This is a genomic window from Streptomyces sp. RPA4-2, from assembly GCF_012273515.2.
Classification (GTDB): Bacteria; Actinomycetota; Actinomycetes; order Streptomycetales; family Streptomycetaceae; genus Streptomyces; species Streptomyces kaempferi.
In genome coordinates this window covers 8,722,710-8,736,527 of the sequence record NZ_CP050975.2, presented here as the reverse complement: position 1 = coordinate 8,736,527, position 13,818 = coordinate 8,722,710, and the positions used below count along the sequence as shown (strand labels likewise).

Genomic DNA, 13,818 nt, shown 5'->3' with positions numbered 1-13,818 from the left:
AAGAGCGCACGCGCTTCATGGTCTGGCTTGAGGGATAGGCGCACCCATCGGATGAGATCGACCACCCTTGGGAAGCCGATGCAAGCCGCTGCCTGGCAGCCGCTGCGTTGGCCCGATGGCGGGTCAGCCCTGTTCAGCCGCGGTTTTGAAGGCGGCCTGCCACTCGATGCGAGCAGTACGGGGCAGGCTCACTGATCAGGTTGGAAAGGGCTCACTGTCAGCCCCAGCCGGATCGGTGACATCGCCCGCGCCTCCCTCGCACTCAACCGAATCTGGAAGTGATCACCGCTGAGACAACGTCAGTGAGCTCTGGGAGCTGGCGTAATTCGGGGCGCCCGGCGCGGCAAGGAGCTTATGCTCCTCAGCCATGCCTACCAACGCAGAGATAATCGGTCTGGCCCTGGACCGGATCACGTCCGGATACGTCTTCCCCCAGCGAGTCGTGGAGATCGAGGGTGCGATCCGGAGTCAGCTCGCTGCTGGGGCGTACGACACGCTGAACGGCCTCGCGCTCTGCGAGGCCGTGACCGCCCACCTGCAGGAGGTCTGCCCAGACAAGCATCTGAGACTGCTCTGGCAGGACGAGCCGCAGTCCACGGATCCGGCGGACGAGGACGAAGGCCGAGCGGCCTTCCTCGCAATGCTGAGGGCTGCGAACCAGGGCATCCACCGCTTCGAGCACCTCGAGGGCAACATCGGCCATCTCGACATCCGGCGGATCGCCGACGCCGGCGACGGCGCCCGCGCGATCGGTGCGGCCATGGAACTGGTCGCCCACACCAGTGCGCTCATCCTCGATCTGCGTGAGTGCCGCGGTGGCTCACCTGAGGGCGCCGCCATGTGGTGTAGCTATTTCTTCCCTGACGACCAGGTGCACCTCAACGACATCTACGAGCGCTCCACCGGCTCCACCCGGCAGTACTGGACCGCCTCGCACCTGCCCGCGCCGCGCTACCTCGACCGCCCCGTGTACGTACTCACCAGTGCCATCACGTTCTCGGGAGGGGAGGACGTGGCGTACACCCTGCAGGCGCACGGGCGGGCCGTTCTCGTCGGCGAGACGACCCGGGGTGGTGCTCACCCGACCGCCCGGCACCCGGTGACGGAACACATCACAGTCACCGTACCGACCGCCCGGACGATCAGCACCGTCACTAGGACCAACTGGGAGGGCGTGGGCGTGGTGCCGGACCTCGCCGCCCCCTCAGATCAGGCGCTCGAGGCGGCACACAAGGACGCACTGCGGCGCGCTGCGTAGCTGTCCCGAGCAACCGTCAATCGGGGTGCTGCGCTCGGCATTTCGTTGAGAAGACCTCAGTGAGGGCATTCAAGGAGATGAGTGGGACGCCTAAGTCGCGCTAGAACGTACAGACAGAGACGAACGTGGGATCGCCTACGGGACGCGAGTCCTAGGGCGACGGAGGCCCCGTAGTAGTCGCCGGATTAACGACCGGCCAGGGAGGACGGGAAAGCCGTCCACAGGGCGAAGGGGGCCAGGTGACTCGGACACACCAGACCCGGGAGGTATGCGAAATGCAGATCGCCGCAACGGAGCTGGGTGTCCTGCGCGAGCAGGCTGAACCGCACGCCGTAGTCACTGGAGAGCCGGATGACGGGAAACCGTCATGTCCGGTTCGGCGGGAGGCCGCGCGGAACAGGACCTGCCCCGGCAGGCACCTCACCGCGCGGCCGACCCATCCGCCTGGCTCCAGCACGCAGCACCTCGACCGCAACGCCCAGTTCCGATACCTCAATGAACATGCACGAGACCACAGAGACGCCGGTGACCCGGTGATCAGTGTGGACAGCAAGAAGAAGGAGCTGATCGGCGAGCGAGTCCCACTCGCTCCAAGGTGTGGTTGAGCCGTGTGGTGAACCGTGCGTAGGGGACGGTCAACCGGGAGAACGGCTCGGCGAACGTCCGGCGCAGACAGTCCGCCGAGCCGCAGATGAAGCGCCGGACCGTCAGCCGGATCACGAAGCCCTGCTCGGCGAGGGGAAGGTCCTTCAGCCTGCGCTGGTAACGGTCGTGGACTCGTTCCGAGAAGCGCCCGCAGTCCGGACACGCGGCCCCGGCCGCGCGGCCTCTCGCCACCACTTCGACCGTGCCGAACGCGGCCGTAACCGCCTCGATATCCACATCGTCAATCCCGTCGAACACCAGCGAGTCCCAGAACGGTGCATCGGTCTGCATGACCAGCACCATCACGGTCCACAACCGACCGCAGCAGCGGCCGGCAGACACCTGAGGGAGCGTCAATTACGAGCGTCGGATGACAAGGCGTACGCGGTCTCACGCGAACCCGTCTCCTCACAATCGAACATCGAGGTGACCCTCCGCGACCGCTCCCCAAGATCTGTGCCAGAACCGACGGTTGACACCATTTGTAGGTCAGTTCTGACTCCACCCGGTGCCTGGGGGACCCGATTTGTAGGTGAGAAATGACTCCACCTGGCGGGCCCGCTGCGACGGATTGAGCCCGTGCCGGGTCAGGGGCAACTGGACCGACTACATCTCCAGCCGCAAAGACCCCTGAGACCTGCTCAGCTGCGTCGTGACCTGTCCGCATGGAGCGCCCGGCGGAGCGCCTCCAAGGGGTACGGGGTCTCCCTGTTATCGTCCTGGATCTTGCTGTAGAAGTCCGTCATCACTGCGGCGAGCGGTGCATGGCGGGAGAGGATCGCCCTGGCCTTTTGCGGTCCGTCCGGCGGATCCTCCCCTTCCGCGCATGCGCGGATAAGTGCCTCGCGTTCTTTCCGCTCGTAGCCGTATAGAGCTGTGATCAGCCTGTTCACCAGCCAGCTGCGCGTGTAGCAGCGATCGTAGGTCCTGTGCAGTTCGAAGAAGCTGGTCTCGGACGCGGACAGATCGAAGTGGGAGGAGATGGCGAGGCCGTAGTCGGCGAAGTAAAGGCGTCGGCCGTCGACCAGGATGTTCTGAAAATGGGCGTCGAAGTGCAGAAGCCCGCGAGCGTTCATGAAGGACGTGCCAGCCTCCAACTCGCCCTCCACCAGGGAACAAGCCCGGTCGGCAGACTCTTCACCAGCCTGCACCTGCTCGGCAAGCCACTCGTCGAGCGTCTGAGGGATGTACTCCAGGAACAGCGCGAGACTCGCAGAGGACTGCTCAAGGGCCTCGATACGACGGCGTACCTCCGGCCTGCCTCCCCAATAGGCCACGACCCGCTCCACGTCCGCGAGTTCCTCGGGAAGCACGGCCGTGTCCGGCAGCACGCGCCAGTGGTACATCATCGGGAACCCTTGGTACTGCCCTCCGAGCACCCAGTTCGTCGTCATGGTGTGAACGGCGAGCTCCCGCCACGCCCCGAAACCAGGCCCCCCACCGACGCCGTACTGGCAGAAGGTGGGAATCCCGAACAGGTTGGCCGTGGACCGTACATGCTCCGGCAGCAACTCCATATCCGTGAGCGGCACCCGCTTCACGAAGACCGGCTTCCCGTCAACCTCCAGCAGCGCAGACCTCCCGCCGATACCGGAGCCAAGCGGCACCGCGGCGTCCACGAGCTCGCCCAGCCGGCGATCACTTCGCAGGGCGAGGGAGGTGGAGACTGTGCTGTAGGCGGCCAAGCGCGCGTCTTCTGACATATCGGGATGCTCGACCGCCACCTGCATCGGAATGCCGACCTCGTTTCCACCATGCACGCGAGTGCCCACCAGCTGCTGCCTCTGCACTGTAGATGGAGGTCGATGAGGTGATCAGCGGAGTCGACGGACTGGGCAGGTTGGAGGGCAGCCCCACCACCTCTCGAAGGATGCGGAGATCAGGCTCAGCTGAAGCGATTCGACGCCTGACCGCTCGGTTCTGCCCGGCAAGTCGAGGACTGGAGAAGGTCGCCGACGCGCCCGGCCCCGTAGGGCGGCGCCGTCTTCTTCAGCCCGCGGCGACCGCGGCGGCCTGCTGTTCGGCGCGGGCGCGGGTGGCGGCCAGACGGTAGGAGTCGGTGCCGGTCTCGATGATGTTGCCGCCGAACGTCAACCGGTCCACGATCGCCGCGCAGAGCCTTGGATCAGTGAACGTCTTGGTCCACCCTCCGAAGGATTCATTGGAAGCTATCGCCACAGAATTCTTTTCCTCACGCACCGTCAATACCTGGAACAGCAGCTCCGCCCCGCGACGATCAAGCTCCATATACCCCAATTCGTCGATCTATGCGGATATCCACATAGATTGACGAGGTCGGATACATCCCGTTCGACCAGGACGCCGCGAACCTGTTCTTCCAGCTCATCGCGTCGCGCTATGAACAGGGCTCGGTGATGGTGACCTCGAACCTGCCCTTCGGGAAAGCGCACATGTTCCGGCGAACCTGTGCCAGGCAGCGCCGAAACTTCACAGGTTCCGGTGGCGCCTCGGATACTGCATGATCGACCCGTGCTGATCGAACTGGTGAAGGTCGCGAGGTTTCCCGGAACCTCCTGGCTGGCCGATGTCCGAACCTCGTTCGGTCACACGGCAGTCCGGTGGTGCGGGGACCGGGCCGCAGAGCCTGGCGAGTACCACGTCGAGTGGACTATCGACGAGGACATCGTCTGGGGGCGGAACGTCAAGCCAGCTGCCGGTATCGGCCCTGGGCTCCGGACTGGCGGGCACTGCGTCGTGCTGCGGGGCCGGCTGAGCCTCACAGAGGACGGTGCCGCCCTGCTGGACCTGGACGGCACCACTATCCTGTTGGACCTTGCCGATCAGGTGCCCGAAGGTGTTGCCGGCACCTGGGTCGAGCTCTTCATCGAGCGCGAGAAGATCGCTCTCTACCCCTACGAACTCTGACCAGAGGTCAGTCCTTGGTCGTCTCCCACCCTGACAAGCGGGTCTCGTCGACGCGATCAGACAGATAGATAGATCATGGTGGCCTCGGGATCCATGCCGAACGCGGCAGCGACGAGTTTGGGGTCCATGGTGTTGACCAGGTCGAGCAGTCGAGTGCAGCGGATCATTCGGGGCGGGAAGCCGCAGGCGTCGAGGACGTGACTGACATAGGCGGTGGACGCCGGGCCCCGGCCGGACTTCGTCTGGCGGGTGACCATGACGTGGGGATTGTCTGTCCGCTGGGCTTCGCGGTGAGCCAGACAGCGTTCCAGCACTGCCCATGACGCCGGATCCAAGGGAACCGGATGCGGACGGTTGCCGAGCCGGGTAGTCCGGGCGTGAGGGTCGAGGTCAGCGGTCTGCAGCATCTTGACTTCGCGGCTTGATGCGCCGTGCAACAGCGCGAGCATGCCCAGCAGGGCCTCGTGCGGATGAACGGCCGGACCGGTGGTCCAGCGGCGGAACAACACTCGTTGCTGGTCGAGTGTCAGCGTCGCCCCGGTGAAGCCGCTCCGCCCTCGGGAGGACAGACCGCGGGTGGGATCCACCAGCACAATCTTCCGCGAGCGCGCGAAGCGGAAGAACTGTCCGAGCACGACCAGCCGACGTTTTCGGGCCTTGGGTGCGCCGGCGAGGAAGGCTTCGACGTCGTGGACGTCGGTCAGCGCCCGGTCCTGCTTGCCGCGTTCGCTGGCGAGGAAGCGGGCGAGGTCACGCATGATGGCCAGTGCCGCCTCGATGGTTCCATCGCTGCGAGGCCGTGTTCCGGCACGGCGGGCTCTCTCGCACGAGCGCATCATGAAGTCGGCGAACGCACCCAGCGCTGACCACAGGGTCTCGGGGACGGCGTCGATCCACCGCCCCTTCGGGGCGGACGGATCAGTCTGTAGGCAGCGCCGCGGCGGGTGACGTGCTCCGGGCGGGCGCTGCGTGGGCCACCGGTTCTTCTGCGCGGTCGGCCCGGCGATACAGGTGGACAGCCGCCACGGCGAGCAGGACGATGCTGCCTGCGATGGCGTAGACCGTACGGGGCGTCGCGACCGCTGCGACGAGACCTGCGCTCATGAAGGCAACCATGGTGGCGGTGTTCAGGAGTGCAGCGTGGGCGGCGGCGGCGCTTCCCTGGCCGGCTGGGGCAACAGCACGGCCGATGGCCGTCTGGCGGGCAACACCGAACGCTCCATTGGCGCCGCCAGCCACAACGGTCAAGGCAAACAGGCCCGGCAGGCTGTCGAAGACGGCGATGGCCAGAAGAGCGGCGCCCACGGTGAGCACCATGAGCACGGCCAATCGTGCGGTGGGCCGCTCGGAGAGCGTACGCCCGGCGGCTCCGCTGCCGACGATCTGTCCGCCGGCCCATGCCATGGTCACCAGGCCGAACATTGTGGCTGTGGCGCCGTAGCCATCGCGGACGAGGTAAACCTCGACCACGTTGGTGACCTGCAGGGTGAACGTCAGCATCGCACCGATGAGCACGATCCGAGCTGCTGGTGCTTGCTGCAAGAGGGTTCGCAGCCCGGGGATCAGCCCTGATTTCTCCCGTGGCCGCGCGGAGTTGTCGTCTGCTGCCGGGTCTGGCGGCGCGGGCAAGAACAGGGCGACGAGAGGTACAGCGAGGTAGGTGACTGCGTCCACGAGCAGCACGCCTTGCAGTCCGACGGCGTCCATGAGCATGGCGCCGATGGCTGGCCCGATAAGGAAGCCAAGGCTGGAGGCCATGGCGATTCGGGCACCGGCCCGGCTCCATAGAGGGCTTCCAACTCTTGACGGGCTCTGACCGGATCGGCGTGAACGCTCCTGTACGTTCTTCCGGACTCGCGTGGGCGGGCCCTCGTCGGAGGAAATGGGAGTGACCGTGGCTGACGAACGGCTTGATGCCGAGTCGCTTCGCGGCTGGTGCGAGCAGGCGGGTGCGGCGCTCGCGAAGCTGATGGAGTCGTTCCAGGCACGGTTTGGCTTCGAGCCGGGAAGCAACGTGGTCGTGCACGCTTCGGAGGCGAGCCATCAGGCCACCGTCGTGCTCGTGGAGCTGACGCCGATTATTACGGGCGAACTGCCGACCAGGTCAGCGACCGAGCGCCGCTGACGAATCGAGGCCAGATCCTCATCAGCTGCTTCTGCGTCTTGGGCGATCCTCAGCGAGATGGCGTTGCAGGTCGATGTGCCGGAACTGATAAACCGCCCCGGCCTGCCTCAGCACGCCGCGGTGCTCGTGTGCATCCTGCAGAAACTCCATGAGGCGCCACGGAACCCCGTGACGTAGCGCCAGATAGACACGGGCAATGACGAAGTGAACCCATGCTGTCTCCAGCCAACCGGTTGTGAGCCCGAATGCAAGCCCAAATCCAATCCCGGCCGTGATCGCGGTCGCAAGCTCGATCGGGATCCCGTCTATTGTGAACTCGGCCACCCCTCCTACGGTCCCGAATACAAAACCAAACGCGAGTCCGAGTGTCAGCCCGAACATGAGGAAAGTGCGGCGGTCCAAGGCGAGAAGCGCGGCCGGCACGAAGCTAGCTGTGAGGTCAGGAGCATCAGCCCTGAATGTGCTCATGAGCGAGGTCACGATGCCGCATGTGAATCCGACCAGGAGCCCGGAAACCGGATGGGTCGAGACTCCGACCGTTACCCCGGTCGCGATCCCGAGCGGGAACCCGCGCCGGATTCCAATCGGCGAAAGGCGAAGTCGGATGCTCGGGAGCCCAGACTCCCTGTATCTGTGCGTGAACCTGCGTACGACTCTGCGCGTGAACCCTGCGGCAAGGCCTGTCATTAGCCCGAACACGATCCCGACCTGGAGCCCCAATAAAGCCCTACCTCCGATTCCGAGCGCGAACCCAGGCGTTGTCACGACCGTGGACTCGAATAACGCACGCCGCCACCAGATAGGGCACGAGCTGAGGCGTGGCTATGCGTAGCTCCCACCAGGCGAGATCGGGGTTACCTGCGCGTCGGTCCTGCAGGAACCGGGCAAGACAGACGAATGCTCGGCGCGCATGATCGGCTGACCAACGGGGCGGGTAAGGCTGTTGCGGGGCATAGGCGGCGGGAATGAAAGCATGGAAGAGATGGATACTGATGGCGGTACGGTCAGGATAATTAGCGGTATCACATAGTTCATCCGGGTGTGATGCTGGCAGAGGACCAGGGGGCGAGTCGGGGCGGGGGTTGTAGATGGTCCGTACCAGGAACAGACCCAGCGGCGTGGCGAGGGCCTGTCCGACAGGGCTGCTGGTGCCCAGATGGGTGATTACGCGGTTCCACCGGCGGGCTGCAGGGGCGTGCGGGCCGCCGGCGTCGCGGCGCAAGTAGTTGGCGGCCTGCTCGGCCTTGAGGGGCAGGAGCTGGATGACAGCGGAGCCATTGAGTCGGACGTTGGTACCCGGTCGGGTCAGGGCGGTTCGGTAGGGGGCGGTGCGGCTGGTCAGGACCAGTGGCTGTCGGGCGGGCAGAGCGCGGTTAAGCATGTCGAGTGCGGTGGCGTGCTGGGACGGCGGTAGTTCGTCGAAACCGTCGAACATCGGCAGGACGCGGCCCGCGTTGAGAAGGTGCAGAGCTAAGTCGCTGGACCCGGCTTCCGTGGTGTCCGCAAGGTTGACCGCGAGCGGAGCCGCTGTGGCCAGGCCGGGGTGGGTGCGACGCAACTGGTCGGCCATCCAAGATTTCAGCGGCTGGTGGGGGTCCCAGGAAGCCAGAGAAAACAGCACCGGCACCGGCTCCCCGTTAGCTCGACGTTCGATGAGATCCTGCAGTAGCCGGATCATTAGCACGCTCTTGCCTGCGCCGGGTTCGCCCAGGATCACCAAGCGTCGCGTGGGCACCCTCTCCGAGAACACCAGTCCGATCTCCGCATCCTGACCCGCCAGCCCGGCGGCATCCGTTGGCCACAGAGCGGGATCGCCCGGGGGCCCACCGGGCCAAGAGCGGGCCAGGCCGGTCAACAACGACCAGTCCTCCGCGAGATCGCCGTCGCCGGCAGCCCAAGCGACTGGCAGCGGGTAGGGGTCGTTGACCCTGCGCACTTCCGCCTCGTTGTCCCACTGGGCTCTGATCGCCACCGCCAGCTGCTCCAGGACCTTATCCGCATCCGCCGGTTCGGCCTCAACGCGATCGGCATGGAAAGCTGCCCAGGCAAGATATGCCGGTGCAAGAGCAGAAAGCGCAGTCGCAGCGGTTTGGGCTGCTCCAAGATCGAATCGCCAAGCCAGAACGAGCGCCGCGCTCAGCCCACCCAGGGACAACACTACGTATATCCAGCCCACATACCGCGGCCCCCGGCCACGTCCCCCGCGTCTCATAACAAGACATCATCACCTACCTCCCGTAGGACAAAAAGCCGATTGGCGATGCAGGTCAAACATGGATTTCCGACTGAACCACACGGGGCTCACGACCCGCGCAGCACAAAGCGCCTTGAGCTGCGGAAAGAGGTTGTAAAGCAGCCCGTTTGACCTACTTGGTAGTGGGTCCCGCGAGGTAGCTGGCCCAGCTGTCCTGGGCGAGCGCCGCCCCTTGGCTCGCGGTGTTCCGGTGCAGGCCGAAGAGGTCGCTGATGATGATTGACGGTAATTCCCCAGCCATGCCGAACTAGGCCGTGCTGCGTCCCATCGGCGGAAGTTCGTCAGACGGAGCGTGGGGTGTGACGGGTGGCAGGCCGGCCGCCCTGTCCGGTCCTCGCCCGCGCGGGACGGGCGAAAGTCAGGGCGGGCGGCGGGTCAGCGCTGTTCGAGTGGGTGCACGTTGTCCGGGGTCTCCGGGGTGTCCGTGTCAGCCGGTAGGTGGATGTGCCGCTCGATCTGGTGACCGGCGTTGTGGATGTGGGTGAAGTGGGCCAAGCGGAGGGTCAGTCCGCGCAGTGCGAACGTGGAGGCGGTGGTCCATGCGAGGGCGGCGAGGCCTGTGGCGATGGTGCGGCCGTCGGCTGGCGCGGCGTCCTGGTGAAGAGGCGATGTTTCAGCCCTGCGCTATTCGGTGTGCATGGCTGATGCCGGGACCGATGAACGGCGAGCGAGGCTGCGGGGGTTCTCACAAACTGACGTGCGCTGAACAGTGCCGTCCGTGCACACTCCACGCATGCGTGCTGACATCGCCGTACCGCTGCAGGAGAAGGCTCTGCAGCACGTCGCGGCTTCAGAGGACGTTAAGTCCCGTTTCTGATGATGTGGTGTCGCCCGTTCGTGGGTGATGGGACAGTTCCGCCCTCGGGTCATGTCGTGTGCATGATGAGGTCGTGGGCATGGAACGGATGCCGTACGCAACCGACTTGTCCGACGAGCAGTGGGCGTTGATCGAGCCGCTGGTCACCGCGTGGAAGCAGGAGCGGGTGGCGCGGTCGGCGACCGGGGACCCGGGCTCCTGCGACCTGCGCGAGGTAGTGAACGCGCTGCTCTACCAGAACCGGACGGGCTGTCAGTGGCGGCTCCTGCCACACGACCTCCCGGCCTGGTCGGCGGTGTTCTACTACTTCACTCTGTGGCGCCAGGATGGTCTTGACCAGCGGATTCAGGAGATCCTGCGCTGCCAGGTGCGGGAGCGGTCCAGACGATTAGAGGACCCGTCCCTGGTGATCATCGACACCCAGTCCGTCCGCGTGGCGGCCGGGGTGCCGAAGGAGACGACGGGACTGGACGCGAACAAGAAGACGCCTGGCAGGAAGCGGGGACTCGCAGTCGACGTGCTGGGCCTGATCATCGGTGTGGTGGTCCTGGCCGCGAGCGCCCACGACAACGAGGCTTAAGCATCGCCCTGCTGGACCAGGCGGCCGAACGATGTGGGATGCGCCTGGAAAAGGTCCTGGTCGACCAGGGTTTCAAGGACGCTGTGATCATCCACGGGGCGGTAAAGGACATCACCGTCGAGGTGGTTCGGCGCAACCCCGACGACGAAGGCAAGGGCTTCGTCCCGCAACCGAAGCGGTGGGTGGTCGAGCAGGCCAACGGCACCCTCATGCTGCACCGGCGCCTCGCCCGCGACTACGATCACCGGCCCGACAACGCGGCTTCCCGCGTCTACTGGGCCTCCACCGCTTAAGCATGCTCCGCCGCCTCACCACCCCTGCCCCCGCCTGGCGGGACGACGTGGAGCTGGCCGCGTGAACGTCAGCGAACTCCTGCGGCTGCTGCAGGCCGAGCACGATGAGACCGCCGCACGAGCCGACCACCTGCGCGAGCAGATCGTGCGGCTCACCACCGGCCTCGCCGAGACCGAAGCCCGCCTGGCCGAGCTCACCGCGACTCGCAAGGTCATCGACGGCCTCACCCCGCCCGATCACGCAACGGCCTTCGTGGAGACCGCCACCGTCTACCAGCGCATCGTGACCACGTTCAACGAGCACCCTGGGAAGGTGTTCCGTGTCCGCGACCTGCACGAGCACCTCGGCCTGCCCACCGACGAGCCCTCGATCAACGTCACCCGCTCCCGCCTGGGACGACTCGTCCGTCAAGGACTCCTCGAACAACCCGGACGCGGCCGCTACCAGAAACGGACTTAACGCCCTCTCATGCAGAGGAGAGCCGCTCGCCCGTGACCTACGGGTGACGATGCACTTCCATCCCGATCGTTCCGCGGAGGGCCATCTGGTCCTGGCCCAGATGGTGGAAGACCGTGTGTACCGGTCACAGTTTGTGACAGGCACGAGCAACGGTGGTCTGACCGCTCATCCTGGCGGAGACCGGTGGCGCTGGGAGAGCCGTATCTTCGGCGGCGCGTACGACGACGCATCAGCTGACCAGCGCCCCGTATATGGTGCGTTGAATTACCGCCGTGATCCGATCGGTGGTGCACCGCGGTTCGGCTCCTCGTACTTCAGGCTCGGCATCGAGACCCTCAGTCGCACCACGCTCTGCTACCCCGACAGTTCCACCGAGCCTTCCGACTTCGGCACAGCCGACCGCTGCTCGCTCATCGAGCTCGCTGAGGCGGACAAGCTGGATGCCGTGGACGGTCACATCGAGGCGCAGATTCACGGACCGGTCAGGTTCGACCGTGACGTAGAGGCACTGGTGTTGGACCCCAGTTATCGCGGCACAGAGATCGAATCCGCAGCTCACCGCCTCCCGTGCCCAATCGAATGGCATCCAGGTTTTCGGCTCAGCGTGGCTGAACTGCGACGTCACTCAAGCTATCGGGGACAGGAATACGTTGACCTGGGTGCTGAGATCGCCGTTGATGACCTGCTCAGCCCCAAGATCATCGGGGATGCCGCCCGCACTGGCCGCTACGGCTTTCAGGACCTCAAGAAGGTCTGGCACTGCCTGGCCCGCTTCGGAGAACGCACCATCTGCTGATCAGCAAAACCACGTCGAGCCGGACGAGCCGCTGCCAAGGGAATACCTGATAGGGCGTCACTCGGTAGCTCTGAGGGCCGCTAGGTAGCCGGCCCAGCTGTCCTGAGCCAGCGACGCCCACTGGGTCGCGGTGTTCCTGTGGACGCCGAAGAGGTCGCTGATGATGATCGGCGGGAGTTCACCGGCCATGCCGAACAAGGCCGTGTTGCGGGCGGCGATGGTGGGCAGGCCGTGCCGCATGAGCTGTCCGGACAACACCTCTGGGCTGCGTGGGCGGCTGGCGGGCTGGCCGGGTAGCAGGAGTTCGGGATGCTCGCTGGTGGCAAGCGGCCCCAGGGCAGCGCGCGACCGGCCTGTGGTGATCTGCTGTTCGATGAGACGAGCCAGCGTCGGCGGCAGGAGTACGGGGTTCTTGTCGAAGGTGAAGTAGGCCCCGCGCTCGTCCTGGTGAAAGCCGTCGGTCGTCAGGTGGACGATACGGATGACGGGCAGGCCGTAGAGCCGGATCAATACGCCGACGATCCGAAGTTCCAGAGGCAGTGAGGCATCCATCAGGCATCGACGGAGCTGGGCGGGGTGCTGTGGGTAGCGGGGCCCGGGGCGCTGCGGGCGGGGCCGATCCGGCGGCGCGGACGGGGGATGAGCACGGTGCGCTGGGGTGCTGGTGTGGTGTGGCCCGGGCGCGGGGTGTCCGGCTGGGGTGCCGGGGTGCCGTGCAGGTGGGTGCCGATCCAGTAACCGGCCAGCAGCCCGATGACCAGTGTCGATGGTCACGTAATTCCCCAGCAGCGACGTCACCTTCCCCGCCCACACGTTCGAACGCCCCGGGTTTCTCCTGCGCCTGGTGATCCGCATGTGGTTTGCTCCGGTGTGCTCAGCTGATAAAAGCTGGTTCGCGTCCCGTCTCGTGCGTGAAGATTCTGGGTGTGGAAGACATGGAACCTACCGAAGAAGAGACGCCGGACGGACCGTTGGGCTGGTGCCTGGTGGCCAACGTGGCGCGGGAAACTACGCGCGGTGAGAGTGGTCTCGACATCCAGCGCGGCACGAAGCACTTCCCGGTAGGCGCCCTGCTGTGGATCCCGCCCGTGCGTTGGGACCCTGGCTGGGGTCGCTGGCATGCGGTCGGGCGGCACAGAGGCAACGGCCGCCGGTACGTCAACATGGTCGTGCGCGCGGACGACCTGGAGAACTTCCGGGTCAAGGGTGTCTACAGCGAAGGTCTCGTCCGCAGCCTCAACGGCTACGACCACGACCCGGCCGCCCCGCGCACCCTGCAGGACCCGTGGACTCGCGAGCGGGCCCAGAGCTGGGCGGATGGCCGGAACGACCTCCGGGAGGGCATCGTCATCGACGGCCAGCGTCACCCGCGGATCTCCGTTCCCAACCCTCCGCCGGCAGAGCTCGCGGTCGGCGGCGAAATCCTGCACCTCGCCCAGTACGGCACCAGGGGACCCCACTACAGTCGCATGCCCCCGCCCGTGGAATGGGTCCCCGAGATCTGAGACGTGGCGTTCGAACGCGTGGGCGGGGAAGTTGACGCCGCTGGTGGGGAATTGCGTGACCGTCGACACCACTGAAGCTGATCAGAGCAGAAGCCACCATGAACGACCGCCAGTTGCGGCACGAGGCCGTGGAAATCAAGTGCAATTGCTCGCAGTGCCAGACGTGCCGCATAGTTCAGACGCTTGATCATTTCCGCGA

14 protein-coding genes and 4 pseudogenes are annotated in these 13,818 nt (G+C 65.7%); 9 read left to right on the top strand and 9 right to left on the bottom strand.

Annotated elements, in window-relative coordinates:
* Positions 1-367 precede the first annotated feature (367 nt).
* Both HEP85_RS38360 and HEP85_RS38355 read left to right on the top strand, forming a co-directional pair.
* Positions 368-1,258 (top strand): S41 family peptidase, encoded by an 891-nt coding sequence (locus HEP85_RS38360; RefSeq protein WP_168531994.1) that lies wholly within the window; start codon positions 368-370, stop codon positions 1,256-1,258.
* Between the two features lie 458 nt (positions 1,259-1,716).
* Positions 1,717-1,830 (top strand): annotated as a pseudogene (locus tag HEP85_RS38355) (hypothetical protein); the annotation flags it as partial.
* On the opposite strand, the gene HEP85_RS38350 reads toward HEP85_RS38355, so the two are convergent.
* From HEP85_RS38350 to HEP85_RS38340, 3 genes and pseudogenes are all read right to left on the bottom strand, one after another.
* Positions 1,796-2,194: a transposase family protein gene (locus HEP85_RS38350; protein ID WP_248002558.1), complete on the bottom strand. Its 399-nt coding sequence runs from the start codon at positions 2,192-2,194 to the stop codon at positions 1,796-1,798. The pseudogene HEP85_RS38355 and the gene HEP85_RS38350 sit on opposite strands and share 35 nt — an antisense overlap.
* A gap of 350 nt (positions 2,195-2,544) precedes the next feature.
* Positions 2,545-3,606 carry a serine/threonine protein kinase gene (locus HEP85_RS38345; protein ID WP_168534483.1) on the bottom strand — a complete coding sequence of 354 codons (1,062 nt, stop codon included), beginning with the start codon at positions 3,604-3,606 and terminating at the stop codon, positions 2,545-2,547.
* A 286-nt stretch (positions 3,607-3,892) separates the two neighbouring features.
* Positions 3,893-4,168 (bottom strand): annotated as a pseudogene (locus HEP85_RS38340) (ATP-binding protein); the annotation flags it as partial.
* A 20-nt stretch (positions 4,169-4,188) separates the two neighbouring features.
* On the opposite strand from HEP85_RS38340, the pseudogene HEP85_RS38335 reads away from it, so the two are divergent.
* Both HEP85_RS38335 and HEP85_RS38330 read left to right on the top strand, forming a co-directional pair.
* Positions 4,189-4,308: pseudogene (locus HEP85_RS38335) on the top strand (ATP-binding protein); the annotation flags it as partial.
* A gap of 85 nt (positions 4,309-4,393) precedes the next feature.
* Positions 4,394-4,789 (top strand): hypothetical protein, encoded by a 396-nt coding sequence (locus HEP85_RS38330; RefSeq protein WP_168531993.1) that lies wholly within the window; start codon positions 4,394-4,396, stop codon positions 4,787-4,789.
* 56 nt (positions 4,790-4,845) lie between these two features.
* Here the strand turns inward: HEP85_RS38330 and HEP85_RS38325 are convergent, their stop codons facing one another.
* Both HEP85_RS38325 and HEP85_RS38320 read right to left on the bottom strand, forming a co-directional pair.
* A complete protein-coding gene (locus tag HEP85_RS38325) occupies positions 4,846-5,547 on the bottom strand; it encodes a hypothetical protein (protein WP_168531992.1) in 702 nt (233 codons plus the stop codon).
* Between the two features lie 160 nt (positions 5,548-5,707).
* A complete protein-coding gene (locus HEP85_RS38320; protein ID WP_282189918.1) occupies positions 5,708-6,673 on the bottom strand; it encodes an MFS transporter in 966 nt (321 codons plus the stop codon).
* A gap of 4 nt (positions 6,674-6,677) precedes the next feature.
* Here HEP85_RS38320 and HEP85_RS38315 point away from each other — a divergent pair, with 4 nt between their 5' ends.
* Entirely contained in the window at positions 6,678-6,914 is a 237-nt protein-coding gene (locus tag HEP85_RS38315) for a hypothetical protein (protein ID WP_248002276.1), read from the top strand.
* 21 nt (positions 6,915-6,935) lie between these two features.
* Here HEP85_RS38315 and HEP85_RS38310 read toward each other — a convergent pair whose 3' ends face one another.
* The 3 genes from HEP85_RS38310 to HEP85_RS38300 all read right to left on the bottom strand — a co-directional run bounded on the left by HEP85_RS38310 (position 6,936) and on the right by HEP85_RS38300 (position 9,409).
* On the bottom strand, positions 6,936-7,634 hold the full coding sequence (locus HEP85_RS38310; protein ID WP_369658026.1) for a hypothetical protein: 699 nt from the start codon (positions 7,632-7,634) through the stop codon (positions 6,936-6,938).
* Between the two features lie 7 nt (positions 7,635-7,641).
* Positions 7,642-9,072, bottom strand: coding sequence for an NACHT domain-containing NTPase (locus HEP85_RS38305; RefSeq protein WP_168531990.1), 1,431 nt, complete (start codon positions 9,070-9,072; stop codon positions 7,642-7,644).
* A 208-nt stretch (positions 9,073-9,280) separates the two neighbouring features.
* Positions 9,281-9,409 carry a hypothetical protein gene (locus HEP85_RS38300; RefSeq protein WP_282189881.1) on the bottom strand — a complete coding sequence of 43 codons (129 nt, stop codon included), beginning with the start codon at positions 9,407-9,409 and terminating at the stop codon, positions 9,281-9,283.
* A 655-nt stretch (positions 9,410-10,064) separates the two neighbouring features.
* Between HEP85_RS38300 and HEP85_RS38295 the strand changes: the two are divergent.
* From HEP85_RS38295 to HEP85_RS38285, 3 genes and pseudogenes are all read left to right on the top strand, one after another.
* Positions 10,065-10,923: pseudogene (locus HEP85_RS38295) on the top strand (IS5 family transposase).
* Positions 10,920-11,318 (top strand): type IV toxin-antitoxin system AbiEi family antitoxin domain-containing protein, encoded by a 399-nt coding sequence (locus tag HEP85_RS38290; RefSeq protein WP_211117739.1) that lies wholly within the window; start codon positions 10,920-10,922, stop codon positions 11,316-11,318. The pseudogene HEP85_RS38295 and the gene HEP85_RS38290 overlap by 4 nt, the downstream one beginning before the upstream one ends.
* 49 nt (positions 11,319-11,367) lie before the next feature.
* Positions 11,368-12,114, top strand: a complete 747-nt coding sequence (locus tag HEP85_RS38285; RefSeq protein WP_168534481.1) for a DUF3626 domain-containing protein — start codon at positions 11,368-11,370, stop codon at positions 12,112-12,114.
* Positions 12,115-12,171: 57 nt separating this feature from the next.
* On the opposite strand, the gene HEP85_RS38280 is transcribed toward HEP85_RS38285, so the two are convergent.
* Entirely contained in the window at positions 12,172-12,666 is a 495-nt protein-coding gene (locus HEP85_RS38280) for a hypothetical protein (RefSeq protein WP_168531989.1), read from the bottom strand.
* A 383-nt stretch (positions 12,667-13,049) separates the two neighbouring features.
* Between HEP85_RS38280 and HEP85_RS38275 the strand changes: the two genes are divergently transcribed.
* Positions 13,050-13,619, top strand: a complete 570-nt coding sequence (locus tag HEP85_RS38275; protein ID WP_248002275.1) for a hypothetical protein — start codon at positions 13,050-13,052, stop codon at positions 13,617-13,619.
* Positions 13,620-13,818 lie beyond the last annotated feature (199 nt).

What these genes read in the sequence shown, in the direction of transcription:
- HEP85_RS38345 (WP_168534483.1), bottom strand. Translation starts at nt 3,606, where the DNA reads ATGTCAGAAGACGCGCGCTTGGCCGCCTACAGCACAGTCTCCACCTCC.
- HEP85_RS38325 (WP_168531992.1), bottom strand. Translation starts at nt 5,547, where the DNA reads ATGCGTGACCTCGCCCGCTTCCTCGCCAGCGAACGCGGCAAGCAGGAC.
- HEP85_RS38280 (WP_168531989.1), bottom strand. Translation starts at nt 12,666, where the DNA reads ATGGATGCCTCACTGCCTCTGGAACTTCGGATCGTCGGCGTATTGATC.
- HEP85_RS38350 (WP_248002558.1), bottom strand. Translation starts at nt 2,194, where the DNA reads ATGCAGACCGATGCACCGTTCTGGGACTCGCTGGTGTTCGACGGGATT.
- HEP85_RS38360 (WP_168531994.1), top strand. Translation starts at nt 368, where the DNA reads ATGCCTACCAACGCAGAGATAATCGGTCTGGCCCTGGACCGGATCACG.
- HEP85_RS38285 (WP_168534481.1), top strand. Translation starts at nt 11,368, where the DNA reads ATGCACTTCCATCCCGATCGTTCCGCGGAGGGCCATCTGGTCCTGGCC.
- HEP85_RS38275 (WP_248002275.1), top strand. Translation starts at nt 13,050, where the DNA reads ATGGAACCTACCGAAGAAGAGACGCCGGACGGACCGTTGGGCTGGTGC.
- HEP85_RS38300 (WP_282189881.1), bottom strand. Translation starts at nt 9,409, where the DNA reads ATGGCTGGGGAATTACCGTCAATCATCATCAGCGACCTCTTCGGCCTG.